Source organism: Chryseobacterium sp. A301, assembly GCF_054489425.1.
This window is the reverse complement of the sequence record NZ_JBTMWY010000002.1, coordinates 550,810-576,335: the sequence shown is the minus strand read 5'-3', so window position 1 is coordinate 576,335 and position 25,526 is coordinate 550,810. Positions and strand designations below refer to the sequence as shown.

The 25,526-nt window shown below is 36.4% G+C and carries 18 protein-coding genes; 1 reads left to right on the top strand and 17 read right to left on the bottom strand.

Annotated elements, in window-relative coordinates; genetic code table 11:
* Positions 1–903: 903 nt before the first annotated feature.
* The 13 genes from ACX3PU_RS05885 to dnaX all read right to left on the bottom strand — a co-directional run bounded on the left by ACX3PU_RS05885 (position 904) and on the right by dnaX (position 18,655).
* The gene (locus ACX3PU_RS05885; protein ID WP_459084003.1) at positions 904–4,557 is read right to left on the bottom strand and encodes a YobI family P-loop NTPase; all 3,654 of its coding nucleotides are present in this window, start codon (positions 4,555–4,557) and stop codon (positions 904–906) included.
* 115 nt (positions 4,558–4,672) lie between these two features.
* Positions 4,673–5,023: a hypothetical protein gene (locus ACX3PU_RS05880; RefSeq protein WP_459084001.1), complete on the bottom strand. Its 351-nt coding sequence runs from the start codon at positions 5,021–5,023 to the stop codon at positions 4,673–4,675.
* Positions 5,024–5,068: 45 nt separating this feature from the next.
* On the bottom strand, positions 5,069–5,416 hold the full coding sequence (locus ACX3PU_RS05875) for a hypothetical protein (RefSeq protein ID WP_459084000.1): 348 nt from the start codon (positions 5,414–5,416) through the stop codon (positions 5,069–5,071).
* 1,055 nt (positions 5,417–6,471) lie between these two features.
* On the bottom strand, positions 6,472–10,443 hold the full coding sequence (locus ACX3PU_RS05870) for an Eco57I restriction-modification methylase domain-containing protein (protein WP_459083999.1): 3,972 nt from the start codon (positions 10,441–10,443) through the stop codon (positions 6,472–6,474).
* Between the two features lie 12 nt (positions 10,444–10,455).
* Positions 10,456–11,475 (bottom strand): restriction endonuclease subunit M, encoded by a 1,020-nt coding sequence (locus ACX3PU_RS05865; RefSeq protein WP_459083998.1) that lies wholly within the window; start codon positions 11,473–11,475, stop codon positions 10,456–10,458.
* Between the two features lie 2 nt (positions 11,476–11,477).
* A complete protein-coding gene (locus ACX3PU_RS05860; RefSeq protein ID WP_459083997.1) occupies positions 11,478–11,681 on the bottom strand; it encodes a helix-turn-helix transcriptional regulator in 204 nt (67 codons plus the stop codon).
* Positions 11,681–12,385, bottom strand: coding sequence for a phage integrase SAM-like domain-containing protein (locus ACX3PU_RS05855; protein WP_459083996.1), 705 nt, complete (start codon positions 12,383–12,385; stop codon positions 11,681–11,683). Before ACX3PU_RS05855 ends, ACX3PU_RS05860 begins: the two co-directional genes overlap by 1 nt.
* Positions 12,386–12,511: 126 nt before the next feature.
* On the bottom strand, positions 12,512–13,900 hold the full coding sequence (gene mnmE, locus ACX3PU_RS05850; protein ID WP_459083995.1) for a tRNA uridine-5-carboxymethylaminomethyl(34) synthesis GTPase MnmE: 1,389 nt from the start codon (positions 13,898–13,900) through the stop codon (positions 12,512–12,514).
* Between the two features lie 249 nt (positions 13,901–14,149).
* Positions 14,150–14,566, bottom strand: coding sequence for a nucleoside-diphosphate kinase (locus ACX3PU_RS05845; protein ID WP_459083994.1), 417 nt, complete (start codon positions 14,564–14,566; stop codon positions 14,150–14,152).
* A 190-nt stretch (positions 14,567–14,756) separates the two neighbouring features.
* On the bottom strand, positions 14,757–15,680 hold the full coding sequence (gene rsgA, locus ACX3PU_RS05840; RefSeq protein WP_459083993.1) for a ribosome small subunit-dependent GTPase A: 924 nt from the start codon (positions 15,678–15,680) through the stop codon (positions 14,757–14,759).
* Between the two features lie 10 nt (positions 15,681–15,690).
* The gene (locus ACX3PU_RS05835) at positions 15,691–16,773 is read right to left on the bottom strand and encodes a chorismate mutase (RefSeq protein WP_459083992.1); all 1,083 of its coding nucleotides are present in this window, start codon (positions 16,771–16,773) and stop codon (positions 15,691–15,693) included.
* Positions 16,774–16,862: 89 nt separating this feature from the next.
* Positions 16,863–17,489, bottom strand: coding sequence for a hypothetical protein (locus ACX3PU_RS05830; RefSeq protein WP_459083990.1), 627 nt, complete (start codon positions 17,487–17,489; stop codon positions 16,863–16,865).
* An 83-nt stretch (positions 17,490–17,572) separates the two neighbouring features.
* Positions 17,573–18,655, bottom strand: coding sequence for a DNA polymerase III subunit gamma/tau (gene dnaX / locus ACX3PU_RS05825; RefSeq protein WP_459083989.1), 1,083 nt, complete (start codon positions 18,653–18,655; stop codon positions 17,573–17,575).
* A gap of 298 nt (positions 18,656–18,953) precedes the next feature.
* On the opposite strand from dnaX, the gene ACX3PU_RS05820 reads away from it, so the two are divergent.
* The gene (locus ACX3PU_RS05820) at positions 18,954–19,229 is read left to right on the top strand and encodes a hypothetical protein (RefSeq protein ID WP_459083988.1); all 276 of its coding nucleotides are present in this window, start codon (positions 18,954–18,956) and stop codon (positions 19,227–19,229) included.
* 212 nt (positions 19,230–19,441) lie between these two features.
* Here the strand turns inward: ACX3PU_RS05820 and ACX3PU_RS05815 are convergent, their stop codons facing one another.
* From ACX3PU_RS05815 to ACX3PU_RS05800, 4 genes are all read right to left on the bottom strand, one after another.
* Positions 19,442–22,174: a sodium-translocating pyrophosphatase gene (locus tag ACX3PU_RS05815; protein WP_459083987.1), complete on the bottom strand. Its 2,733-nt coding sequence runs from the start codon at positions 22,172–22,174 to the stop codon at positions 19,442–19,444.
* A gap of 144 nt (positions 22,175–22,318) precedes the next feature.
* Positions 22,319–22,930 carry an inorganic pyrophosphatase gene (locus ACX3PU_RS05810; protein WP_459083986.1) on the bottom strand — a complete coding sequence of 204 codons (612 nt, stop codon included), beginning with the start codon at positions 22,928–22,930 and terminating at the stop codon, positions 22,319–22,321.
* A 180-nt stretch (positions 22,931–23,110) separates the two neighbouring features.
* The gene (locus ACX3PU_RS05805; protein WP_459083985.1) at positions 23,111–23,776 is read right to left on the bottom strand and encodes an ABC transporter ATP-binding protein; all 666 of its coding nucleotides are present in this window, start codon (positions 23,774–23,776) and stop codon (positions 23,111–23,113) included.
* Positions 23,777–23,873: 97 nt separating this feature from the next.
* Positions 23,874–25,502 carry a pyruvate dehydrogenase complex dihydrolipoamide acetyltransferase gene (locus ACX3PU_RS05800; RefSeq protein WP_459083984.1) on the bottom strand — a complete coding sequence of 543 codons (1,629 nt, stop codon included), beginning with the start codon at positions 25,500–25,502 and terminating at the stop codon, positions 23,874–23,876.
* Between the last annotated feature and the right edge of the window lie 24 nt (positions 25,503–25,526).

Below are 25,526 nucleotides of genomic sequence, written 5' to 3'. Positions count from 1 at the left end.
TGCATTACGATGCTTCGAGAGTCGGGGTTAAAGGTTTAATCGAGTTATTTTTCAATTATTATAGTTTATTTACAAGTAGAGGATTTTTTATACCTTTATTTCACAAATATCGGTTTTGCTTTGCCTGCTAAGAAAGAATTAAGGATAAATTTTATCATTTAAGTTATTTCCAATTCTGATAATTCCCTTGGTATTTGCTTCCTCCCTCGAAATAATTTGGAAGAGATGCTGATTTCTCTCTACTTCTTGAATGTTTAAATAATTATAAACTACAAAACAAATTTTCCTTGGGAATGGAAATATAGGTCAGAGATGCTGCAATAACTCTTTTTCTACTTTTCAAATAGTGTTACAGAATCTTCTGCTTTCAGCAAATCATTGAGAATGTTTTAACTTACTTTTAAATTGATGTATTCAGATTTAAGAAACCTATTTTAAGTATTTCATTTTCTATCTTATCGGAATTGATGTAAACTCCGGAACTGTAATTATACTTTTTTAACTTCTTTATATAAACTTGACTTTGCAGAACCATTGGGGTATACCTTCAATAGATTTTACTAGCTCTAGATTTTTCCCCAAACGTTTAAATATCGGCAAAATCCGCGCTCCTTGAAAGAACTCATACTTGTGTTGTTTATAGATATATGTGTATACAAGATATAGATACCAACCCATTTTGTCGTCTTCAATCACAATATGAGGTGAGCTTGCTATATTGGTCGAAATGTCCACAGGCAGTATGCAGCTGGATAGATATCTTTCGATAGTAATCTTCTTTTTTCGCCAATCAGAATGTGATATATATGAGCGAAACCAATCGTATGCTGCAATAATATCCTCGTCACTGCATTCAACTGTTGGGAATCTTGAAAGAGGGATTCGATTGATTTTTTCTATATTTTAGTAATTAGCGACAATTTTAATTTCATTACCCTTAACCTCAAATGAAGAAATCAAACCTTGGCTATTAAGATTGTTTGCAAACTCACGATTGCGTTTGTTTAAAGGAATTTTAGGTCTTTTTCTTCTTACAGCGATTTCTGAATAAGGATAGGGTAAGATTGTTACGAGATTACTTATTGCTTCGATAGTTAATTTGCTAAATTGAATGTTAAGCAGTTCTATCCTATTGTCCACCGAAGTGGCATTACTGAACAATCCCTCAAGAATTTGGTATTCTAAAGGAATATAAGAAGCATTTGAAAGTATGTCGCAAACAATAATCGAAATACCCTTACTACTGATAATTACATCAGAATCAAGCATTTTTATGATTTCAATTTTAGTTTGATGTTCTATTTTTGTCAAATTGCCAAGCAGTAAAATAATATCTTTTTTGTCCAGTGAGTATTTTTCAAAATTTTCAATGAATTTACTTTGATAATTAGCTATAAGGTCGAGATGTTGATGGGGAAATTTTTCTTTCAAAAGACTGTAATTTTCTTCAGATAATGTCAGGATATTTTCAACCAGATATTTCACCTTTTCAATACTTAAATTTTCGAACGCAAGCTGGTCTGTAGTGTACATACTATTTTCAAACAACTTCATGTAGCTTTCGTCGGACAAATCACTGCACAGTAGAATATTTTTTCTAAACTCTGTATATCCATAATCTCCCTCCATATCCATTTTTTCCTTCGAAAGCTCATGAAAATTTTCACTATTATTCAAAAAGTCTATAAGGGATTTTTCCAGAGATGAATCCCAATCAATATAATAATCAATTACATTTTCCCAATTTGGTACAATTTTATTAGAAGCCACCAGCATTGTTTTTATTTCTGAATCTTCAATATCTGATATTGTAGAGATTTTAAAGCTATATTTATTTATCACGTCCTGTTTTAATTTTTTATCCAAAAAATGATTATTCAGAAGTATAAGAAATGACTCTTCTGGTTCTTCAGAATTTCCTTCTAATTTTAAAAATACCTTTTTAACATATGTATTAATATATCCTTTTACATAGCCAATAAGATGTTCGCACTTAGAAAGAAGAATAGAATTAAAATGTGCTTTTCCTAAATTGCCCACTTGTATTTCTTTACTATACTCAAGCATCATAGCTTCAATATTTTCCGCATTTATCTGATAACAATCATTTTTATAAACGTAATCGAACAATCTTTTCGTATCATCTTTAACAGGGTCTAAATCCGAAAATTTCACACCTATTTTTTTAAACAGCGAAGAAACCTTTTCAAAATAGTCAATTTCAATAGTACTTTTTATCATTGACAAGAAATATGGCTTTTCTTCAATCATGTCCTTTAATAAATCTTCATTTTGAAATTCCACGATATCTTCATTTGAAACAAATTTTATCAAAAGCTCTAGATAAAGGTTCTGTTTTTCCTCAGTATATATACTATCATTGTACAGATAATAGATCAATCCTGGCCAAGACTTACAAATGGAAGACATAAAAATTTCTTTCGGAAAATCTTCTCGGTGTATATACGAATCTATAAATACGATAGATTTTTCCTTCTCGTTGCCTAATACGTTTAAGATATTATCAAATAAAGATTTATATTTACTATGATTATTACCAAGATAATCAAGTAAATCAAAATTTAAAATACTGTCACGTCTGAAGTATTTTTCGGGAATTTTACTAATTACAGTCTCAATATTTGTCAAATTATAATCGAACGCTAGAGCTTCCCCACTCTTGACCTTCTTCTCGAAAATGAAATCTTCTTTAGTCAAACTTACCTCGTGGAATAAAGAGATGTAATCATTATAATTTTCATTGAGATAACCATTTATCAGTAAATTACGCATCAAAGGACTCCCCGCGAAAACATCTAGATAAGTGCTTATATCAGTTTCTTCAAAAATCTGCTTTATATCCCAAGATTTGACTTCTTGTCTTTTGTTTTTAAGTTTCTCAATCTCCAATTTGAGAATTTGAACTTTATCGCTGGTTTTATCAAAAATAAATTGTTCTCTTTCTGAATAGGTGAAATCTGAGTTAATCTCACTTTCAATATCAGGAAATTTGAAATCTAGTTTGGATTTTGTTTGGTTGAATCTATAAGTATCAAATTGTGTATAGAGGTTGTAAGTGACATTGTTATTAATGATATAATTTTCGAAATTTTCGTCATCTGTAAGTTCGTTAATGGGAGCCTCTATAAATAAAGTTGCGTTTTGTGGTAAAAGACACAAAATAGCATTAATATAGATGATTCTTAAATCTATCACACTTTTAGAAACTTCATCTTCAATTTGTTTGATGTCTTTAATATTATTTATAATCTGCTCATCAATTTCTTTTATTATTTCTGAAACATATTTGCTCTTATTATTTATAAATTGATAAAGCACTCCTTCCCTTCTGTGTAACTTCATAAAATCATTAGGATTCAGATTTTTGTATGTAATAATTGCAAAAAGTTCCTCCGGCTTCGTTACAAATTCTGGGTTGAGAGCATCTCTGTATAAAACAAATTCGTGGAAGATATTGATGAGCAAACGCATATCTATATCATCAATAAAAGTGATGACGTCACTGATAAATTCTTGGGATAGAACAGATTCCAGTTCAGCTTCGCTGATAAGCTTTGATAACTGTTCGTCGGCGTTGGATGGATTGATGAAAGGTATTATTGGAACAATAAATTCAAAAAACTTAACCCTTTCATTCTTATTTTTAAACATGTCATCTTTAATTGCATACAGAAAGTTTATCTTTTCATTTCCTCTTTTACTTTGGATGGATTTAGAATTATTCAGGAGAATATTTATTTCTCTCAGTTTGGTAAAAATATCTGTATTTTCAAATCTGTCTAAATCTTCAATCACGATTACGTTATAATCTGTCCTTTCAAAAAAATAGAGAATCTCTTCAAGATGTTCATTAAAAACAGATTTATCAATATCATCTCCTAATTCAACTTCGCCTTGAATATTTAATTTATTGATTTTTGAATTGCTGAATAACCTAACAACAGTTTTAGAAAATATTCCGATTCCAAAAAAGAAAATAAGAAACACTAAGAATGTTATCCAGTCTATATTTTCCCATCTCATGATCCAAGTATCCGGATTAATTTTCCTTATGTAGTTGAATTTGAAAAGAATGAAAATACTACAAATCCATAAAATAAAACCAATAGCGATAGACCAGATTTTGCTGGTTGTATTGTTAATAATACGCTTAAATCTTGAATCAGGGATTTCATCTGGCTTTACGTGATAGAAAATCTGTTGCAATATGCTTACTTCGAGTAATCTTTCCATATCCCCTGTACTATTTGAATCATTGAAAGATGCTAAAGAAATATAGAGATATTTATTCTGTGGATTAAGATGCTGAAATGTTTTGATAATGGTACTTTTGCCTGAACCGTAAGCACCTGTAATAGCAATGTTGGTTATCGTTGGTTCCTCAATTGCATTTTTAATAGCTATAAGATAAGGCTGAACTCTTGCAACTTCTTTCTCATTTGTCAGTACTTTAGCTGCTAAAGAACTCAAACTCTTTCTATCTGGCGCCTCTTGATAATTTTTTAATCCGATTTTATGAACTATAGACTTCAGCATACTTAAACTTTTCAATTAAAACTCAAAAAACATTCCCTTTGCAATATATAACTAATTGTCAGAAAGTTATATCAGTGGTAATTATAAAGCTTCCATTATGACTAGCTTTTTAGATTTAGTCTATAATTATGCATAATAGCAATTCAGCATTTCTCATGTTGTTATTTAGGTTCATCTGATTCAGTTGCATTATCGATACAAATTCAGAATGAGCATAATTACAATAAAGTTTATAATAACCATCGAGTAAATTATTATTGATACTAATTTTATTAAGTAATTTAGACCAACTAATTGTTCTTGGAATTCCAAAAGTATCCAATTTCCAAATTTCATGCTTTGATAATTGAGAATAAAATTCTGATTCTTTCACTTCTTTTTTTAGTTTATCAATTTCTTCTTTTTCAGAATGAATTTTTTCAGATTGAATTATATTTGTATTGTTTATTGCATGTTGTCTCATCATAAAAGCCGCTATTTTCCATAATTTAAATCGGAAATCCCTTTCTTTTTAGGTGATATCATTAAAAAATAAATATTCAATTGTGAGAAAAGATTCAATAATAGTTCTCGCAACGACGTATAATGAGGAAATATCTATTACTTGAATTTCTTTGTCAAGGACTTTTAAATTTTGACCATTTGAAAGTTGTAACGCTGTGTTTGTAGCAAGTAAAATTTTGGTTGTTAGTGTTTCAATATAAGCTTCACCAAAATCCAGCTTAGGATTTACTTCATTTTTATATAATTGAATTAAATCGGCTAAGGTTTTTACAACAACCTCTAAATGATTTTTGATAATGGGCAAATCAATTGAAGCAATTTCAATTACCGTTTCAAATTTATCTTTGTCAGTCATTTTATGAAAATAGGTATACTATAATTTACTTAATGCAAAAGTACATTCTTGCTACGCAGACTACTTGCGTAACTATTATTTTTAAATTGCCATCTTCTTTATTTCTTTATCTGAATGATTATCTAGAATTTTTGCGTATCGATAAAATGTGATTCTCGTTAATCCAAGCGGTTCATAGATTTCTTTTGGAGCTTTTGTTCGATCTTCGTAAACTGAACGCATATTTAGAAGTTTTGAAATTGTCTTTGTAATATAACCTTTGGGTTTTCCACCGGTACTTCCTCTTGCGCTTACAAAATGTAATCCAGCATTAGTTCTTTCTCTTATATACTCTCGCTCGTATTCCTTGCTAAAGAAAAAATGTAAATAAATTGTTAAAAACCAACCACATTAAAATGCTTATTTTGTGTTATGAAGCCTAATAATGCATAAAAAATAGATGTGATATTGGAAAATACTACATTTAAAAAAATGTAAATACTCACACTTTCTTTTGATTATATACATTCTTCAAAAGTTGAACAAGAAAAGTTGAAGGTTCCTAAAAAAAAATTCACCTCTTCTTTATTTAAAAAATCTCTTACTAGTTTGCTAATAAATTGTTCACTTTCTAGTCTACTGCCAAATATTTCGAACTTGAAATCGCGATATTTTCCAAGCTGAATGATCTTTCTTACTATATTTAAAATGAAATCTTCATCATCTTTATAACAATCAAAAAGTGGCTAAAAAAAAACTTTTATATATTCAAGTACCTCAAAATTTTTAGAATTCTTTGATGTTCTATTGCCAAAGGTATAAATTTATTTAAATTTTTATATTTCAAACCTTCATTGATATTTTATCAGTTAAATTCATTTATGGTATTTTCATCTAAAAAAGATTACTCTCACTCCAAAGTAATTCGCTAAAAACATTTGCTTCTCCTCTCATTCTGCCTGTAATTCCAATAACAATAAATTTGCTTCTTAGCTCATAAAATTTATTTACATTTATTTGTGCTACATTTAACTATCATTATTTTTGGTTCTTTAAAAGAACTTCAACATGCTAATCTATGCCATTGGTTTAATCATACTTTCAATAAAATCAATTTCTTCTTGAGTGAGGTTATACTTTGCATACAATTGTTGTGCTATTCCTTGGATAGAATCTTCCCACCTAATATCAGAAGTATCTGTGAAGTCTTGAAGTGGAACAAATTTGTATGTTTTTGAAGTGCCATGTTGACTTATTTTTGCTAGACTATGTAAAAATCTCACAAACTTTGTTTTAAAATAATTAGATAGATTAGTCGCTGATCTTAAATCTAATTCCAGGTCAGCTCCAATAACCAAATAGGATTCTGTACAAATTTCATTGGGTTTTCCGACAAAAGTATTTAGATTATCATCTTGTAATTCCGTACCGATATTGTTTGCATATGGAGTGAAAATTTTAAATCGATCTATCATTCTTCTGTTGGAAATGTCAGTAGAATTTACATATCCAATTTTTTTTCCTCTTCCGTAGCACTTTAGATGATTAACAAGATCTACTCGGTAATCTTTGAAAATATCTTTATTTCTAATAATTTTCCCTTCTAAACCAAAAGGTTTTCTAGCTGAGATATGATTTTCAAATGATTGAAAATTTAAATCATTATTAATTTTTTTGATAATTTCAATTGCTAAACCGTGACGAATAAATATATCTGAATTTTCAGTTTTTAAATTTCTGGTACTGATAGTTGGTGTGAAACTATTATTATACGTGAAAATGCTTGAAAAATTTTCTATATTGTTATAGTTTTTATCCCACAGAAAAAAACAAATACCTCCTCTGTTATTCGTATCTTGAAATAATAATTTAGGATTCAAAAAATCGTGCAGCTGAGAAATTCTTGCATCATTTAGCATTTCTTTTCTAAATTCATCCAAACCTTTACCACCAGAAAACCATCGAGTCGGGATAATCATTGAAATAAATTCAGGATCAAGTTGTTTTGCAATCTTAACAAATTCTTGATAAATTGGTCTTGCACTGGCTTGAGCGCCTCCATCCATTACTTGATAAGGTGGGTTTCCAACAATTACGTCGAACTTCATATCTTGGCTATTTATTTTTATTTCGTCTTTATTTATCATTTCTAGCTCATTATTAAGCAAATCAAAAGAGGTGTAATTTTCTTCAATGTGCGATACATCCAAACCTAAAAGTTCATAGACTTTTCGGGTGAATTCATAGGCAACCTTGGACGTTGGTATTGAATAGAAGTTCCCGGCTATTTCTTTACCATATTTTTTATAGGCGGCATATACAAATTCACCTTGTTTGGAAGCAACATCTAATAATTGAGAGTCATCGTCTAGCGCATTTTCCGCAAAAATACTCATCATCTTATTTGCTACTTTTTCTGGGGTTACAATTTCAGATTCCGACAATCGTGTAAATTTTCTCATTGCAATACCAGCACGTTGAATTGGTGATAGATTAGCATCGCTGGTTAAAGTATTAATGTTGAGTATTTTGTAATCTAATTCATTCAAAATTAAAGTATTCATTGCGGTTTGAATAATTTCTAAAATACTTTTACTTAATCCCAGATTACTTGCAATTCTCAAACTATTTACGTCTGCATCGATGGCATCAATAATATGTTGTAAAGATTTCACTTCAGTAGTTGTAAGAAATGAAAAAAATAAAATTTTCGAGTAATAGGTGGCAAATTTATTCTTAAAAACATTTTCTTCTGTATTTTTTTCAGGAGTATCAGTATTTACTGTATTAATTTGTCCTGTGTTGTTTTCTTCATTTGCGATCGGTTCTGAAACAGTAAGTTCGTCACCATTACCATCAGCTTGAGTAGCACTTATCTCCAATCCTTGTTTAGAACCTATTTCTCCTTGTTTATCAATTTCTGATCTAATAATTGCATTTTGAAGAAGAGAAAAATCTACCGGAATAGATGTAGCCTCATCTAATACACTTTTCTCACTTGAATATTTTCTTACAGCATCTAAAATATTGGTTGGGGTAACTTGTACTAATTTATTACTGTTTAGTGTAATAATAGGCGAAACTTCAAGTTCACGCTTTAATCTCTGTTCTAATTTTGTATTGCCGTTGGCTTCGGTATTGACATTATAGAATTTAGATTTTTGCTCCTGCATAATGAACATTCGATTTGGATCAAAATCAACCAATAATGTTTGAGGTTTCATATTAATTTTGATCACATTGTTATTATCATCAATTAAATCTTTGACATATTGGTTCTGAAGCCTGAAAATAGCTTGATCATATTCTTGCGGAGATGCGGTGTCTTTGAAATAGAGCATGGTATCCCATTCTTCAACGGTAGTTCCTGTAAGCATTCGGTTCACGGTAAGCGTAATACTTTTTTGTTGAACAGCTTCTAACTCTTTAATTTTTAAGATTACCTTTTTTGTGTCATTAAATTTTCTTTCATCTTCAACACCAGCAATATTGATAATCTCGTATTGATTAAGATTTTTAAATTTTTCTAAATTGTTAATTATAAGATGCTCCAAAGCATCGCAAGAAGCACGATATGGCAATACACAAACAATATGTCGACACATATTGCCTTCTTTAATTTTATCATAATCTAGAAAAGACAAAAGATTATCGTCAAGAGTTGCCCCATCAATTATTTTCCAGAGATCTAAAATTTCTTGTTCATTTTGAAATTTTGTATGGTTTTGATGTGTTGAATCTTTTGTAATAGATTTTGGTTTGAATAAAGCAGAAAAAGCATAAGTAACACCACTTTTCTTCAATTCATCCATTTTTTTAAGAGAAGACTCATTGGGATTAAATGCGAAACGAATCATTTGTGGAAAGCCATAATAAGGGTTTTCCCATTCTTTTACATCATCTTTATTCAAATTTTCTCCGTCCCATTTCTCTTGGTCATCTGCAATATCCGTGAATTGATAAAAAGCAATAATATCTTCTTGTGAAAACTCGCTTCCCATTAAAATACGATAAGGCGTTCCCGAAAGATGTAACCGTATTTTTGCATCAAAAATCTTTAACGAATCTTTTAAATCTTCTAAAGTTTCATCGCTTTGTTTGAGTTCTTTTTTTACTTCGGAATTTGAAAGCTGAAGAACTCTCCCATACTCATTTGCTCTAGCTCCAAAATGGGTTTCATCGATAATCAATATATCAATTTCATTATCAAACAATTCTTGATGTTTAATTTTGATGTCTGCTCCTTGCAAATCTTGTAGTGTAAGAAATATTGCAACTTTCTTATTTTTTGCTAATTTTTCAGAAATTTCCTGATCGCTCATTAATAATGCATCACTATCTAAAAAAGAATATTCTTCAAAATATACATGACTTTCGATGGTTCTTTTCCATTCCATTTTCACATCTGCTTTTGCTGAAACTACAACCACTATTTTGGCATCCATTTCAACAGCACAACACATGGAAGTAAATGATTTTCCAAAACGCATTACGGCATACATCAAAAGATTTGTTCTCCCATTATCAATTGCAACTTTAAAACGATTAATAGTTTCTTGCTGATTGGGTCTTGGTTGAAAATTTTGAGTTCTTGAATATGCATAAGTAGTTGGTATTCTACTTTTATCAAATGTATATAATCGATATTTGCCGTTATTTTGAGTATGACTTTCTTTTATATCTGCAATAGCATCATTTATCTCCAGTGTTGTCGTATTTTCGAAAAATTCTTTTGAATAGTAGGGAATATTGGGAATTGTGGCAGGTAATAATCGAAGTTTGTTTAAGTCAATTTCTAAATATTGATGAATTGACAAATCTCTAAAAAATGTTTCTTCGTCAGCTTTAGCTACATCAGAGAATTTTTTCTCAAGATTTGGAAAGTGTTTTCTCCATTCGTTCAGTCTTTTTTCTATAGGGCGATATGTATCTCCTACTTTTAAATAGTTTGGAATTGTTCCAGTAGAAAATGCGTAAATATGTGGTTCTACTCGACCGAATATTAATCCGTTAAGAATTTCTATATCTATGTTATTAGTTTGAGGCATAAAATAATACTATTAGTTTTTTTTAACTAAATCAATAAATCTCAGCTGAAATCCATACTCATTTGTTTCAGTGTCTTTTGTTTTCCAGTCTTTTATGGTGCAATAAATACCATTATGTTTATGTAAATTACCTTTAAGACATCCTTCACATAATTTTGTTTCAGTTTCTTTTTCTCCGAATAAGTTTTCAGATGTCTTTACAAATTTTTTAATACAGCTTTCTGGTATTACACCTTTTAATCCATCCATCTGCCAAACATTCCAAGAAATGATTTTAGCAATTATTTTTAAAGAAGTAAGCTCTGGTAATTCTCCAAATTTAAGATGGAAATAGTCTAAGAGAGTAAAAAGTAACGATTCCCGTGCTAGCAATAAGCTATCGCCTTGCCAATCAAATGCATAGATAGATTTGAAAGCAGTTTCTGTTGCTTTTAGCCAATCTTTTTCGGAAACTGTATTTTCATTGATTACTCTTAGTTTTCTATCTAAAAGACCAATACGTCTTTCAACTGGAATATATTTTCCTGTAGTTGCATCATAACGACTTGCTATATAAGGTGCTTCTCCACACGCTATTTCTAATCTTACATCCTCAATATAATCTTGCCAAGTTTTTCCTTCTGGAAAAATTATTTTTTCATTTGAAATTATCCAATCATTTTGACCATCAGATGTTTTGATTTCTTTGTTAAAAACATGATCTCGTTCAAACCAAGCATTATCAATTAAATTATTTTGCTTATTACAAACCCAAGAAGGGGTAAAAACTTCCGCTTTAGCCCTAACTCTTGATTGTTTAAGTTCTGCATTTTTTTTAACCCTTGGCATAATAACATTACCGTAAAGACCAGTGACTAATTCTTTTTTAATCGGAGAACCATATTCATATCCAAGACCTAAATGAGTGTAATCATCAGTCGCCCAAAAAATATTACTTTTTGTTGTAAAATCATATAAAAGCAATTCTAGTACTTCCGGATATTGTTCTAAAATTTCGGTTTCTAATATATCAACTTCATTAAACCTTTTCATAACTAAACCTTCTTTGTTGAAATTAGCAATTCCTTAAAATCCACATCCAAAATATTTACAATCTCCAACAAAGTCTCCATCGAAGCCTGCACCTCATTAGTCACCCAACAAGATACCGTGACATCGCTTTTCCCTAGCTTTACCGCCAACCATTTATTGGTTTTCCCATTTTCAGCAAGGATTACTTTTAATCTGTTGACTTTCATTAGATGTTGGCTAAACAAGAGAAAAGAAACGCTTTTTTCAAAATAGGATATTTACATTCGGCCTTTGCTAAAGATTGTAATTCATCGAAAGTCAAGTATTCTCGTTGACTTTCAGCTTGCAAAAATGATTTTATTTTTGAAGCATAATTAATCGTATGATAACCTTCTTCAAATGCATTTCTGTGCGCATCTTTAAATTTGTAGAAGTAAGAATACTTTGAGTTTTGAGAAAGTGGTAAATCACTTTCAGTACGGGCATAGTTTTCGAAATATTTATGTATTTGATTTATAAAATTTTCATCAACTTCATCAAAAGTCAGGTTCTTTGAAATGACTTTTTTTAAGTGTTGGTGAGTAGAAAACCAGTTGCCGTAATTATTGGAAGAATCTTGTTGTTGCTTTTCTTCAGTAAAATAATTAAGGAAAGTTCTTTTTGATTTGGTTGTATTTTTCAAATTAAATTTCCCTTGCAAAAACTCAGATTTCCGGATAGAAAGCACATTTTCAGCAATTTCAAGACTCTGTTTATTATGTTTTTTTTCTGCGGGATTTACCGGATCAGAAAATAGATATCTATCCAAATTTTCAAAACTTCGCAAATGTCTTCGTTTGCCTTCAGCTGAAATTTCAGAACCGCGATAATATTCGATTGAAAAACATATTCTATCATCCTTCAGTTTCCTTTTATTCAATGTAAATTTCATAATTTATATATTGTACTAATTTGTACTACCTACTATTTAAAAATAAAAAAATTATTACATCCGTGGTCACAAATATATAAACAAAGTCTGACAAAAGAATACAAAAGAATACAAGGGAAAAGTAATTTATTTCCCGATACAAAACTTAGAGAAAATATTCCCTAGTACTTCATCATTTGTGAATTCACCTGAAATCTCCCCCAAGTACTCGAGCGCATACTTTAGCTCATAAGCAAGTAGTTCGGTATGGAAACTTTGACTTACTGCTTTTTTAACTCGCAACACCGAATCCAATGACTTATTGAGGGATTCAAAATGCCGCTGGTTTGTGATCACTACATTGTTTTCGTCTGATTTCAGAGACTCTACATAGGAAGAAAGTTCTGTTTTCAAAATTTCTAATCCCACTTGATCTTTAGCAGAAATTGGAATTATTTTGCTAACTAGTTCTGGAATTAACGCCTCAGTTAACTTTGAATCAAACTCATGTTTTTCTTCAGAAGCTAGGTCAATTTTATTGTGCAGCAATAAAATCATTAGATCTTCCCTAGCAAACGATTTAACAGATTGAATAATTTCTTCTGGTGCGTTATCAAATTCATCATAGAGATAAAGCAAGATACTGGCTGTTGATATTTTTTCTTTCGCTTTTTGAACTCCAATTTTTTCAATGGTATCGTTGGTTTCTCTTAGGCCTGCCGTATCAATAAACCGAAAGGCCGTTCCTTTAATATGAAAAACTTCTTCAATCGTATCTCTGGTAGTCCCTGCTATGTCGCTCACAATGGCTCTCTCCTCTTTTAAGAGTGCATTTAGCAAGGTTGATTTCCCTGCGTTAGGTTTTCCTACTATGGCTACGTCTACTCCATTTCTGATGGCATTCCCGTACTGGAAACTTTCGATAAGGATTCTCAGTTTTTCTTCAATTCGATCAAGGAGTCCATTTAAAGCAGTACGATCTGCAAATTCCACATCTTCTTCTGCAAAGTCTAGTTCTAATTCAACAAGGGAGGTAAAGTTGAGTAAATCTCCACGAAGAAGGGAGATTTCATTTGAGACGCCTCCTTTTAATTGATTCAGGGCTACTTTTCTAGAGGTTTCGTTCTCACTTGCGATCACATCTGCGATTGCTTCAGCCTGGGATAAATCAATACGCCCGTTCATAAAGGCGCGCATGGTGAACTCCCCTGCTTTCGCCATTCTACATCCGCTGCTAATCAAAACGTCTAAAATTCTCTTGGCTATAAAAGGAGATCCGTGAAATGATATTTCCACAGAATCTTCTGTGGTAAAGGTTTTAGGAGCTTTAAATACAGAGACCATGACTTCGTCAATAGACTCCGTATTTTCCATAATAAAGCCATAATGCACCGTATGGGAATCTACTAGGGTTAAATCCTTTCCGTCAAAGCATCGATTTACGTTTTCGAAGGCCTGAGGTCCGGAGACTCTTATGATTCCTAAAGCGCCAATTCCATTGGCCGTGGCTAGTGCACAGATCGTATCTTGATTCATAAAACAAAAATACGAAATAAAGGTTGGATTTTTAGACATTCCACTCTATCGTATTTCTGGCCTTTAGAAAACTTTGTGCTTCCCATAATTATTATTCAGAATTGTGAGATCTAATGGATTGAAATGAGTCCCTTCTACATGGTTATACCGTCTACGATCGATCTTAATCAAAGCAGAGAAATTTTAAGCAAAAAAAAGAACCAAAAGCGAACTTCTGATTCTTTTTTATACTTTGAAATACAAGCTTTCTTAGAAAATCTCTCTTCCTGAAAAATGGAATTGTCCTTCAATTAAAGCATTCTCATCTGAATCCGAACCGTGAACGGCATTTTCTCCAATGCTTCTTGCGAACTCTTTTCTGATGGTTCCTTCTGCTGCTTCCGCTGGATTTGTCGCTCCGATTAAAGTTCTAAAAGCTTCCACTGCGTTGTCTTTTTCAAGAATAGCCGCAACGATAGGTCCTGAAGACATGAATTCTACCAGTTCACCGTAGAAAGGTCTTTCTGCGTGGACTTCGTAGAACTTCTTCGCGTCTGCTACTGTAAGTTGGGTAAGCTTCATGGCTTTGATTTTAAATCCAGCGCCTGCGATTTTCCCAAGGATAGCTCCAATGTGTCCGTCGGCAACTGCGTCCGGCTTAATCATTGTAAAAGTGATGTTTGACATATATAGGTTTTTTGATGGTGCAAAAGTACGAAATTTGACGAAATACAATCTTAAGAAAATTTAACTTTTATTTCTACTTTCGCGAACCGTTTTTGGCACAGATATTGAATCATACTAATTGTGATTCTCATGTTTAATTTGAGTTTTCATGGTTATTAGTTTTTACCCAGCTTCGGCTGGGTTTTTTGTTTTAATAACCTTGCTCATCGGCCTCCTCCATCAGCTTTAAATACGTGATATAACGAGACTCCTCAATCTCACCCTCTTCGATGGCCTCGAGCACTTTGCATTTGGGTTCATTGAGGTGCAAACAGTTATGGAATTTACACTGTCTTCCTGTTTTGAAAATCTCAGGAAAATAATGTTGAAGTTCTTCTTTCTCTACGTTTATCATTCCAAACTCTCTAACGCCTGGCGTATCGATAACTTGCCCTCCAAAGGACCAAAAATGCATCTGGGCAAACGTAGTGGTATGCTTCCCTTTTAAGTGAACCAATGAAATTTCAGAGGTTTTTAAATTCAGATCCGGCTGCATTGCATTGACAAGCGTGGATTTTCCACTGCCGCTATGGCCGAAAAAGACAGACGTTTTGTCTTTTAGCTCCTCCATTAAGTCCTCTAAGTTCAATTTAGAGTAAGAAGAAATGCTTAAAGTTTTGTATCCGATCTTCTGATACATAAAACCAATCTCTTCTGTAATTTCTTTTTCCTGCTCAGAGAGCACGTCCATTTTATTGAATAAAATAAGAGGTTCAATAGAATAGGCTTCGCAGCAGGCGAGAAAACGATCTAAAAACCCAAGAGAAGTCTCTGGATGTTTTACGGTGAATAGAAAACAAGCAATATCGATATTGGAGGCAATGATATGGGCCTCCTTCGATAGGTTAACGGATTTACGAATGAGGTAGTTCTTTCGAGGCTCAATGTGCGTGATCCAGGCAATGTCGTCGGCTTCCAATTGGAACTCCACTCGATCCCCTACGGCCAGGGGATTGGTGAGTCGAGTTTTAATCAGCTTGAATTTTCCACGAATTCTAGCCTCGTAGATAATACCGGTTTCTTTGTCCAAAACTTGGTACCAACTGCCTGTGGATTTTATTATGAGTCCTTTCAAAAGTGGTCGTTTACGGTTTTGTGGTCATCACACTATTTTGCACTTCCACGGATTCTTCGTGAATTGCTTTAAATAGCTTTTCAATAAATTCTTTACTCATTCCGGTTTCTTGCGCTTTTTGTCCTGCATAATCGGTAATTACTTTCCAACGCTCGGGTTGGAAAACAGCCAAGTTGTTTTCTTTCTTGACCGTACCAATTTTCTCAGAAATTTTCATTCTCTGAGAAAGAAGTTCAATCAATTGAAAATCAATATCCGATATAAGCGTTCTATGAGAACCAAGTTCATCCTCATAGCCTGAGATGCCTGCATTTCTAATTTCAAGACCTGAGATGAGCTCGGCCAAGACTTCTGGTGTGATTTGCTGGGCTGCGTCACTCCAGGCTTCGTCTGGAGACGGATGCGTTTCAATCATAGCTCCTGCGTAGCCCACGTTAAGTGCTTCTTGCGCAATGGAAGAAAGTCCAGTTCTGTTTCCACAAATATGGGAAGGGTCCACGATGAGTGGAATGTTTGGAAATTGATTTTTAAAATCAAGGGCAATTTGCCAGTTCGGAACGTTTCGGTATTTCGTTTTCTGGTATGTTGAAAATCCTCTGTGAATAGCGCCTAGGTTTTCAATGCCTTGACCTAAAAGTCTTTCCATCGCTCCAATCCAAAGGGCGAGGTCTGGGTTCACCGGATTTTTCACAAGCACAGGCTTTTTCGTATCCTTTAATGCTTCTGCAATTTCCTGCACCGTAAAAGGATTGACAGTAGATCTTGCTCCAATCCATAGGATGTCCACATCCGCTTCTAATGCAGCGCGAACGTGCCCTGCGTTGGCTACTTCCGTAGCGGTCTTAAATCCAAACTCTTCTTTCACCTTTTTAAGCCAGTTCAGTCCGATCACACCGACTCCCTCAAATCCATTCGGTTTGGTTCTAGGCTTCCATATTCCCGCTCTAAAGACAGGAACTTGGTTGGTTGCTTTTTTGATTCTTTCGGCTGCTTCTAGCATTTGGGATTCGCTCTCCGCACTACAAGGCCCTGCAATAATAAGTGGTGAATTAAACTCTGAGATCCACTCGTTTTTTAAATTTTGTAACTCCATAATCGTCCTTTCCTCCTGGGGGATCTCCCCTTTTTATTTGTAAATAGTTTGAATGTTTGCTTGATTCTTTTGAGATTTGAGCCTCAAATTTAAGAAAGATCGAATTTAAAATAGGCATCCATTTCTTTTAATACTGGATTTTCCGTGGCCATCTTTTCAAAAAGGGTGCGCTTGGTCACGATTTCTTTCTTTAGTTTCTTATCTCTTTGATACTCCACCTTTATTTTATGGTGATGCACTTGCTTTTTAAAAGGTCCGAAAAAGTCGCCTTGAATGCGCTCAAATTCAGCTCTTGCTGTTTGCGATGCATGGTGCACGACAATCGTATCCTCGCCCGTTTTCACCAAACGAAATCCTGCAATGGCATTGTAAATGAGATTGTCTTTTTTCTTTAATTGAAGTAAGAATGTAGCCCAGTGGGTATCCACGTCACTTTGAGAAAAGTGATTTGTAGGGAGCTCCTCTTCTATCACGAGCGCTTCGCTCTGCTTTACCTCCTGCTTAGGATCTAGCGCCTCTTCAATGCTAAATCGAGAAGCTAATTTCTTGCCTTGCAATAAAGGCTTGGTGGTTGCAGGGATTTTGACTGTAGGTTCAGGACTCTTAACGCTGGTTTCCGGAATTTCGATGCTCGCCTCAGGCTTCTTTTCTATCGTCTGAGTTGAGATAGGCTCTGTAGCAGAAGCCTTTTCAGGCACCGGTACTTTAGGCGTCAATAGAGACTCCTTCTTCTCGAAGCTGTCTTTTGATGAATTTGAATTCTGAGTCTCCCCTTCTTTAAAGAGAAGCGGGGGAAGAATTAGGAATTTTTTTTTTTAAGAGCCTCGGCACCTTGCAAAGAGCAAAGCTGCATGAGGGCTATTTCCACGGTGAGCCGTGGGTTCTTGGAGTTCTTATAATTGAGATCGGCATGGTTGCAAATTTCAATTCCTTCGATCAGCTCAGAAGCGCTCCAATCCTTGCTTTGTTTCGCATATTTTGCCTTGGTGGCCTCTCCTAGTTCAATAAGATTTAAAGTACTCGCAGACTGCGACATCATAAGATCCCGGAAATGACTTCCCAGACCTGCAATGAAAATATGCGGATCAAATCCTTTTTTCACAATCTGATCAAAGCGTGCTAGTACCCCTGGAATTTCTCCGGTATGGGCAAGTTCCGCTATTTTCAAATATTGATCGTAATCTAAAATGTTCAGAATTTCCGCGGCTTTCTCCAGGGTAATATTTCCTTGAGAAAACGTCGTTAGTCTATCAAAAATAGAAAGGGCATCTCGTAGGGCTCCGTCTGCTTTTTGAGCGATTAAATAAAGAGCGTCTTCTTCGTAGGAAACGTTTTCTTTCTCTGCAATGCCTTTTAAATGCGATTGGATGTCTTCAATCGTAATTCTCTTAAAATCGTAAATCTGGCAACGGGATAAGATCGTAGGGATGATCTTATGTTTTTCGGTCGTGGCTAAAATGAAAATGGCGTGCGCAGGCGGTTCTTCAAGCGTTTTCAAAAACGCATTGAACGCCGCTTGTGAAAGCATGTGCACCTCGTCAATAATATACACTTTGTATTTCCCTACTTGGGGAGCGTAGCGTACCTGATCCGTGAGTTCTCGAATGCCGTCTACTGAGTTATTGGAAGCGGCATCCAATTCATGAATATTGTAGGCGAATCCGTCTTGGGAGACCGAGCCGTCCTTTTCATTGATTTTTCGAGCTAGGATTCTTGCGCACGTGGTCTTTCCGACTCCTCTAGGTCCGCAGAAAAGCAGTGCCTGAGGCATTTGGTTGGTTTCCACCGCGTGCTCCAAAGTATCGGTCACGTGCGACTGTCCGACTACAGTATCAAACTCTAGTGGGCGGTATTTACGGGCGGATACGATGAAATTTTCCATTCTTCAAAAATAGAGAATTTTCTGGCAATAAAACAAACTTTGTCAAAGTTATTGCGAACTTTCTAAAGGGCAAATTCATCTCCAGAGTCCCTCCTCTTTTTGGGTACAAGTCGCTTCTTGAATTTAAGCAAAGGGAAGTGCAGTTTTTGGAAATAGCCCCGTCTTTAAGACCCAGTGCCTTTCCGATTCTCTCTTTTATAGTCCTGGAATCATAAAGAATCTTTGAGATTCGAATGAATTCCAAAGAGCCCTTTTTTTCTATTTGTTAGAAAAAAAGTATTTTTAAGAAAAAAAAGATATGGAACTACTCACTTTAAAAACATACAACACGGAAAGCGAAGCCTGGCTTGTGGCTTCTTTCCTTGAATTCCATCAGGTCCCTTGCTTTATCAACAATAATTTCATCTCCACTGTCTATCCCGTCTTCAATAGTACCATTGGCGGTACCGAGCTAAAAATCAGGCGCGAGGATTTAGAAAAGGCTCTAGTTCTCTTAGAAGAGTATGAGAGGAAAAATAACGATGACGATGCAGCAGAAGATCAGAACGAGCATGAGGGCTTAAATGAATCTTAAATTGTGAATTAAGCTACAGGTACCTATTTAAGGATATCCAAAAAGCTTATTTGCTAAATAGCCGTGAGTATACCTATCCATTTCAATTTATTTCGTTTTTTTTTAAATCGTATTCGATACAATCCAATAAGGCGTATCCTAACCAAAAGAGAAAAGCCGTCCCAGAATTAAGGGACGGCTTTTCAATTGGTAATTCGTTTGAATGCTCTTTGTTAGAGTTCTAAGACTCTTACATCAATACGACGGTTTAGAGCCCTGCACTCGTCAGTGTCGTTTTCAGGACACATAGGATGAAGAGATCCGTATCCTTCCGCTTCTAAGTTCGCAGCCGGTATTCCAAGTTCTAATAACTTAAGTTTTACGTTTTGGGCGCGAAGTTCCGATAAGTTTTTGTTATTGGTTTCGTTCCCTGTGTTATCCGTATACCCGCCAATTTTAATTTTCATTGAAGGATTTGCTTTAAGGATTTTGGCTAGTGCCGAAAGGTTGTCTTGTGATCCTGGTAAAAGATCGCTGCTCCCTGAGACAAAATGCAAATTCTCCACAGTGAACCACTCGTTCTCATTTAATAGAGTCTTGTCTTTCTTTTCATGACGCTGGTACAAGTAATTCATTTGACTAAAGGATCTCAGTTGAACGGTCTCTCCGTTAGAAAGTTTAATTTCTTTCATTTCTCCCAGATCATAGACAAACTCTCCGTCGGCATTTAGTTCTCCTAAACTCTGAGGAGCCTCCGCTTGCGCGTCTCCAAATGCGAGATCAGAAGGTAAAACCGCTCCGCTCGCAAGCGTAAGACGATTTAGACTTTCCATTCTTTCTTTTTCAATCTTTTCATGGTGCACCGAGGATAGTGTAGGCGCAATCACAAGAGAAACAATACTCATGAGTTTAATAAGGATGTTCATAGAAGGTCCCGAAGTATCTTTGAAGGGATCCCCAACGGTATCTCCTGTGACAGAGGCTTTGTGAGGATCAGATCCTTTGTAATGCATTTCTCCGTTTATATCCACTCCGGATTCAAAGGATTTCTTAGCGTTGTCCCAAGCACCTCCCGCGTTGTTTTGGAACATTCCCATAAGCACTCCACTTACGGTGGCTCCTGCTAAGAATCCTCCTAAAACTTCAGGGCCGAAAATAAACCCGACCAAGATTGGCGAAATAAGCGCCACAGCTCCAGGTAAAAGCATTTTACGAATGGAAGCGTCCGTAGAAATCGCAACGCATTTTTCATATTCCGGTTCTGCTGTTCCTTCCAAAATTCCTGGAATTTCTCTGAACTGTCTTCTTACTTCCTCCACCATGGCCATGGCCGCTTGCCCTACCGCGGTAATGGCAAGAGAAGAGAAAATAAACGGAATCATTGCTCCAATTAAGAGCCCTGCAAGGACGTCTGCTTTGTAGATGTTAATCCCATCAATTCCTGCAATTCCGACAAAGGCAGCAAAGAGGGCAAGCGCGGTTAAAGCAGCCGATGCAATCGCAAATCCTTTTCCGCTTGCAGCCGTGGTGTTTCCGACCGCATCTAAAATGTCGGTTCTTTGTCTTACTTCTTTTGGAAGTTCACTCATTTCTGCAATTCCTCCTGCGTTGTCTGCAATGGGACCAAAGGCATCAATCGCAAGTTGCATGGCCGTGGTGGCCATCATCCCTGCGGCTGCAATAGCAACTCCGTAGAGTCCTGCGCATAGGTAAGAACCCCAGATTCCTCCTGCTAATACTAAGATAGGAAGTAGTGTGGATTCCATTCCAATGGCCAGACCTCCAATAATGTTGGTGGCGTGTCCTGTCGAAGATTGCTTCACAATGCTTTTGACCGGTCTTTTGCCCATGGCGGTATAATATTCCGTGATGATACTCATGAGAGTCCCTACGATTAACCCTACCATTACAGCTCCAAAGACGCCCATTTTGGTAAAGACAAAGCCTCGAAGCTCCATCGTGTCCGGAAGAAGGTATTGAGTTAAGAAATAAGTCACTATGGCGGTTAAAATGATACTGCCCCAGTTTCCAAAATTAAGTGCATTTTGAACTTTGCTCGTGGTTTCTTCTCCGTCGTCATTGATTTTCACAAACAGAGTTCCCACGATGGAGAACACGATTCCGATGCCTGCAATCATCATCGGAAGTAAGATAGGAGCAAATCCTCCAAAATTGTCATTCGAAAGGGTTTCTCTACCGAGAACCATCGTGGCGAGCACGGTGGCTACGTAAGAACCGAATAAATCCGCGCCCATACCGGCTACGTCTCCAACGTTGTCTCCAACGTTATCCGCAATGGTGGCTGGGTTTCTAGGGTCATCCTCTGGAATTCCCGCTTCTACTTTCCCCACAAGGTCAGCGCCCACGTCGGCTGCCTTGGTATAGATTCCACCTCCTACTCTTGCGAACAGGGCAATGGATTCCGCTCCAAGTGAGAATCCCATCAGGATCTCCAGCGTGCGCTCCATCTCCACAGAGTCGGTCGCCGCTCCAGGAGCAAAAATTTGTTTGATGATTAAATAAAGGGCACCCAGTCCTAAAACGGCAAGTCCTGCCACTCCCATTCCCATCACAGAGCCTCCTGCAAAGGAAACCTTAAGGGCTTTGGAAAGAGACGTTTTTGCAGCCTCGGCCGTTCGAACGTTGGCTTTGGTCGCGATTTTCATTCCGATGAAACCGGCAGCGGCACTAAAAATAGCCCCTGCCACAAAGGAAAGTCCAATGCTCCAATGCGATTTTTCGTGGCTTAGGCCCATCAGGGCCAAAAGAACGGCTACGATGATTACAAAATACCCCATAACGCGGTATTCTGCCTTAAGGAAGGCCATGGCCCCATCGGCAATGTGGCCACTAATTAGACGCATCCTCTCATTACCGGCGTCTTGCTTACTCACCCATCGACTCTGCAAGAAGGTATACACCAACGCGACGAGCCCTAATAGGGGAACTAAAATGAATAAATCCATAGAAAAATATTTTGTTAATAAGAGTTAAATATAGGAAAAATCTCAGCCGCTGTATCACTCCCACCCGAAATACTTATAAAAAAAGCAGAATTCCTGTGGAATTCTGCCCTTATTATTCATTAATGAGTCTATTTATAGCCCCCTCTATCCACCAAATTTATTGGCGTAATCTCTTTTAGAAGCTTCGATCACTTCCTTGGCATGCTCTGCTCCGTAGACATCGTCGATTCTACATTTTGCAGGTTCGTCCGGAAGATTTTTGTACGTAAGAAAATAGTGTTTTAATCTTCTCACTTCCGCTTGGGGAAGCTCAGAAATATCTCTGAAATGCCCAAAAGCGTGGTCACCTACCATAACGGCTACAATTTTATCGTCTGCTTCTCCTTTGTCAATCATTTTAAATCCTCCGATCGGAATCGCTTCCATTAAGAGTCCTCCTGACAAAATATTGTGAGAAGAAAGAACGCAGATATCCAGGGGATCTAAATCTCCCTCCGCTACGTCTGTCGATCCATTGGCGATCGCAAGGTTTTTCACTTCGTCGTGACAGTAAGTCCTAGGAATGAAACCGTATAGAGCTGGGATAATATTTGAAAATTGTTGCGGTCGGTCTACCTTTAAAAATCCGCTTTGTTTGTCAATCTCGTACTTAATTGTGTCACTGGGCACAATTTCAATGAAAACATTCACAACATTCGGAGAGTTCTCTCCTGCGGATATTCCGTGCCATGGATGCGCCTTAAAATTTGGAATCATGTTTAATCTGTTATTTAAATCTTGAATAACTTAAGTTCTCTTGCATTTTCAACTTCCTTTGCCCTCAAGCAAAGAGACAAAAAACCTGCAAAACAGGCTTTCGTACCTAGCGAAAATTTAACGGCGCAAAATTACGAATAATATCGTAATAAAACTCTGATTTTACCAAAGACTTCGGGGCTAAAGAATCATCCCGTCTTTCATTACGAGTTTACGGTCTGTAATGTCAGCCAAATTGGGATTGTGCGTGACAATGACAAAGGTTTGTTTGTAACGGTCTCTTAAATCAAAAAAGAGTTGATGCAAATCGTCTGCGTTTTTAGAATCTAAATTTCCAGTGGGTTCATCGGCGTAGATGATCTTAGGAGAATTTATAAGGGCTCTTGCGACGGCGGCTCTTTGCGCCTCCCCTCCGGACATTTGGTTCGGCTTGTGGTGAATTCGGTCAATAATATTGAGCTCCTCGAAGAGTTGATAGGCTTTTTGAAGACTTTCTTTTTCGTTTTTCCCACAGATTCGAGTAGGCAAAAGAACATTTTCTAATGCGCTAAATTCAGGAAGTAACTGATGGTACTGAAACACGAACCCAATGTTCTCGTTTCGAAATCGACTAAGCTCTTTGTCGTTCATGGAAATGAACGACTGCCCGTCAATGGTGATTTCTGTATCAAAGCCTTTGGGATTGGTAGATGCATCCAGAGTCCCTAAAATTTGCAGTAAGGTAGATTTTCCGGCGCCGGACTCCCCTACAATGGAAACGACTTCTGCTTTTTTGATGTGAAGGTCCACTCCTTTTAGGACCTCTAAATCCCCGTAGGATTTGTGAATGTTTCTCGCTTTGATCATGGGTCAAAAATATCACTAATTTTTCAATTAAAGAAAAAACCCTTTTAGAATCTGTGCTCTAAAAGGGTTTTCTATTTTCTCCTTATCGAATCTTGCCTTAAAGTAAGATGGACATCGGTTGTTCTAAATACTGTCTTAGGGTTTGAAGGAACTCGGCTCCCGTCGCTCCATCGACCACTCTATGGTCGCATGCAAGGGAAAGTTTCATCATGTTTCCTACGACGATTTGTCCGTCTTTTACAATCGGTTTTTCCACAATCGCTCCTACAGAAAGAATCGCAGAATTCGGTTGGTTGATAATGGAAGTAAAGGTATCAATTCCAAACATTCCTAAGTTCGAAATAGAGAAGGTAGAACCTTCCATTTCGTTTGCTTTAAGTCCTTTGTTTCTTGCGCGACCGGCCATGTCTTTCACAGAAGAAGAAATCTGCGTGTAGTTCATTTGGTCCGCGTTCTTAAGAACCGGTACAACCAGTCCGTCTGGAACGGCTACGGCCACTCCCACGTTAATATTTCCGTGGTGTACGATTTTATCCGTCGCCCAAGTCGAATTTACTTGAGGATGTTTTCTTAGCGCCATTGCAGTGGCTTTAATAATCATATCGTTGAAAGAAACTTTCGTATCTGGCAAGGAGTTGATTTCTTTACGAGCTGCAATCGCTTTGTCCATATTAATGTCTACGATCAGATAGTAATGGGGAGCGGTGAATTTGCTCTCCGCAAGTCTTTTCGCGATAATGCTACGAACCGGTGAATTTTTAGTCTCGGTGGTTTCCCCTTGGGTAAACTGCATGGCAGGAGCTGCTGCTGCTTGTGGCGCCGCTGCACTTTCTGCTTTTGCGCTGGAAGGAACAAATTCTTCGATGTCTTTCTTTACAATGCGACCGTTTTCTCCGCTTCCTTTAACTTCGGAGAGAGAAATGCCTTTGTCTTTAGCCATTTTCTTAGCCAGTGGAGACACCGCAATTCGATCGGTAGAACTATTCGAAGTGCGTTCGCTACTTGAAGTTTCTGCTTTTGCAGGTTCTTCTTTTGCTTCTGTGGAAGCCTGAGGCTTCTCTTCTTTTGCAGGTTCACTTTTCACACCTCCAGAAGCCACGATACCCGAAACGTCTGTTCCGGCAGGGCCAATGATGGCAAGGATGCTGTCCACAGGAGAAGCTTCTCCCTCGGCTACTCCTTGGTATAATAAGGCTCCGTCAAACTCCGATTCAAAATCCTGAACGGCTTTGTCGGTTTCAATTTCGGCAAGAAGATCTCCTTCTTTTACCGCATCGCCTACGTTTTTATTCCATTTTGCCACAGTCCCTTCCGACATCGTATCGGAAAGTCTCGGCATGGTGATGATTTCTACGCCCTTTGGAAGTTCTGCGGGCGCAGAAACTTTCGCTTCTTCATTTTTTGGCTCCTGGGTTTTTGATTCCTCTTTCGGGGCCTCGCTTGACGAAGCTTCGCTTCCACCTGCTTTCAAAGAAGAAATGTCTTCTCCCTCTTTTCCCACAATGGCAAGTATAGCATCCACAGGGGCTGCACCTCCCTCTGCAACTCCTACATAAAGTAAGGTTCCGTCCATTTCTGCTTCAAAATCTTGCACCGCTTTGTCGGTTTCAATTTCTGCTAAAATATCTCCTTCCTTTACCGCATCTCCTACCTTCTTGTGCCATTTTGCAACCGTACCCTCCGTCATTGTATCCGAAAGTCGCGGCATTGTAATTACTTCAGCCATAGTCTTTGTATTGTTTAAGATTTA

What these genes read in the sequence shown, in the direction of transcription:
- ACX3PU_RS05885 (WP_459084003.1), bottom strand. Translation starts at nt 4,557, where the DNA reads ATGCTGAAGTCTATAGTTCATAAAATCGGATTAAAAAATTATCAAGAG.
- ACX3PU_RS05880 (WP_459084001.1), bottom strand. Translation starts at nt 5,023, where the DNA reads ATGATGAGACAACATGCAATAAACAATACAAATATAATTCAATCTGAA.
- ACX3PU_RS05875 (WP_459084000.1), bottom strand. Translation starts at nt 5,416, where the DNA reads ATGACTGACAAAGATAAATTTGAAACGGTAATTGAAATTGCTTCAATT.
- ACX3PU_RS05870 (WP_459083999.1), bottom strand. Translation starts at nt 10,443, where the DNA reads ATGCCTCAAACTAATAACATAGATATAGAAATTCTTAACGGATTAATA.
- ACX3PU_RS05865 (WP_459083998.1), bottom strand. Translation starts at nt 11,475, where the DNA reads ATGAAAAGGTTTAATGAAGTTGATATATTAGAAACCGAAATTTTAGAA.
- ACX3PU_RS05860 (WP_459083997.1), bottom strand. Translation starts at nt 11,681, where the DNA reads ATGAAAGTCAACAGATTAAAAGTAATCCTTGCTGAAAATGGGAAAACC.
- ACX3PU_RS05855 (WP_459083996.1), bottom strand. Translation starts at nt 12,385, where the DNA reads ATGAAATTTACATTGAATAAAAGGAAACTGAAGGATGATAGAATATGT.
- mnmE (WP_459083995.1), bottom strand. Translation starts at nt 13,900, where the DNA reads ATGAATCAAGATACGATCTGTGCACTAGCCACGGCCAATGGAATTGGC.
- ACX3PU_RS05845 (WP_459083994.1), bottom strand. Translation starts at nt 14,566, where the DNA reads ATGTCAAACATCACTTTTACAATGATTAAGCCGGACGCAGTTGCCGAC.
- ACX3PU_RS05835 (WP_459083992.1), bottom strand. Translation starts at nt 16,773, where the DNA reads ATGGAGTTACAAAATTTAAAAAACGAGTGGATCTCAGAGTTTAATTCA.
- dnaX (WP_459083989.1), bottom strand. Translation starts at nt 18,655, where the DNA reads ATGGAAAATTTCATCGTATCCGCCCGTAAATACCGCCCACTAGAGTTT.
- ACX3PU_RS05820 (WP_459083988.1), top strand. Translation starts at nt 18,954, where the DNA reads ATGGAACTACTCACTTTAAAAACATACAACACGGAAAGCGAAGCCTGG.
- ACX3PU_RS05815 (WP_459083987.1), bottom strand. Translation starts at nt 22,174, where the DNA reads ATGGATTTATTCATTTTAGTTCCCCTATTAGGGCTCGTCGCGTTGGTG.
- ACX3PU_RS05810 (WP_459083986.1), bottom strand. Translation starts at nt 22,930, where the DNA reads ATGATTCCAAATTTTAAGGCGCATCCATGGCACGGAATATCCGCAGGA.
- ACX3PU_RS05805 (WP_459083985.1), bottom strand. Translation starts at nt 23,776, where the DNA reads ATGATCAAAGCGAGAAACATTCACAAATCCTACGGGGATTTAGAGGTC.
- ACX3PU_RS05800 (WP_459083984.1), bottom strand. Translation starts at nt 25,502, where the DNA reads ATGGCTGAAGTAATTACAATGCCGCGACTTTCGGATACAATGACGGAG.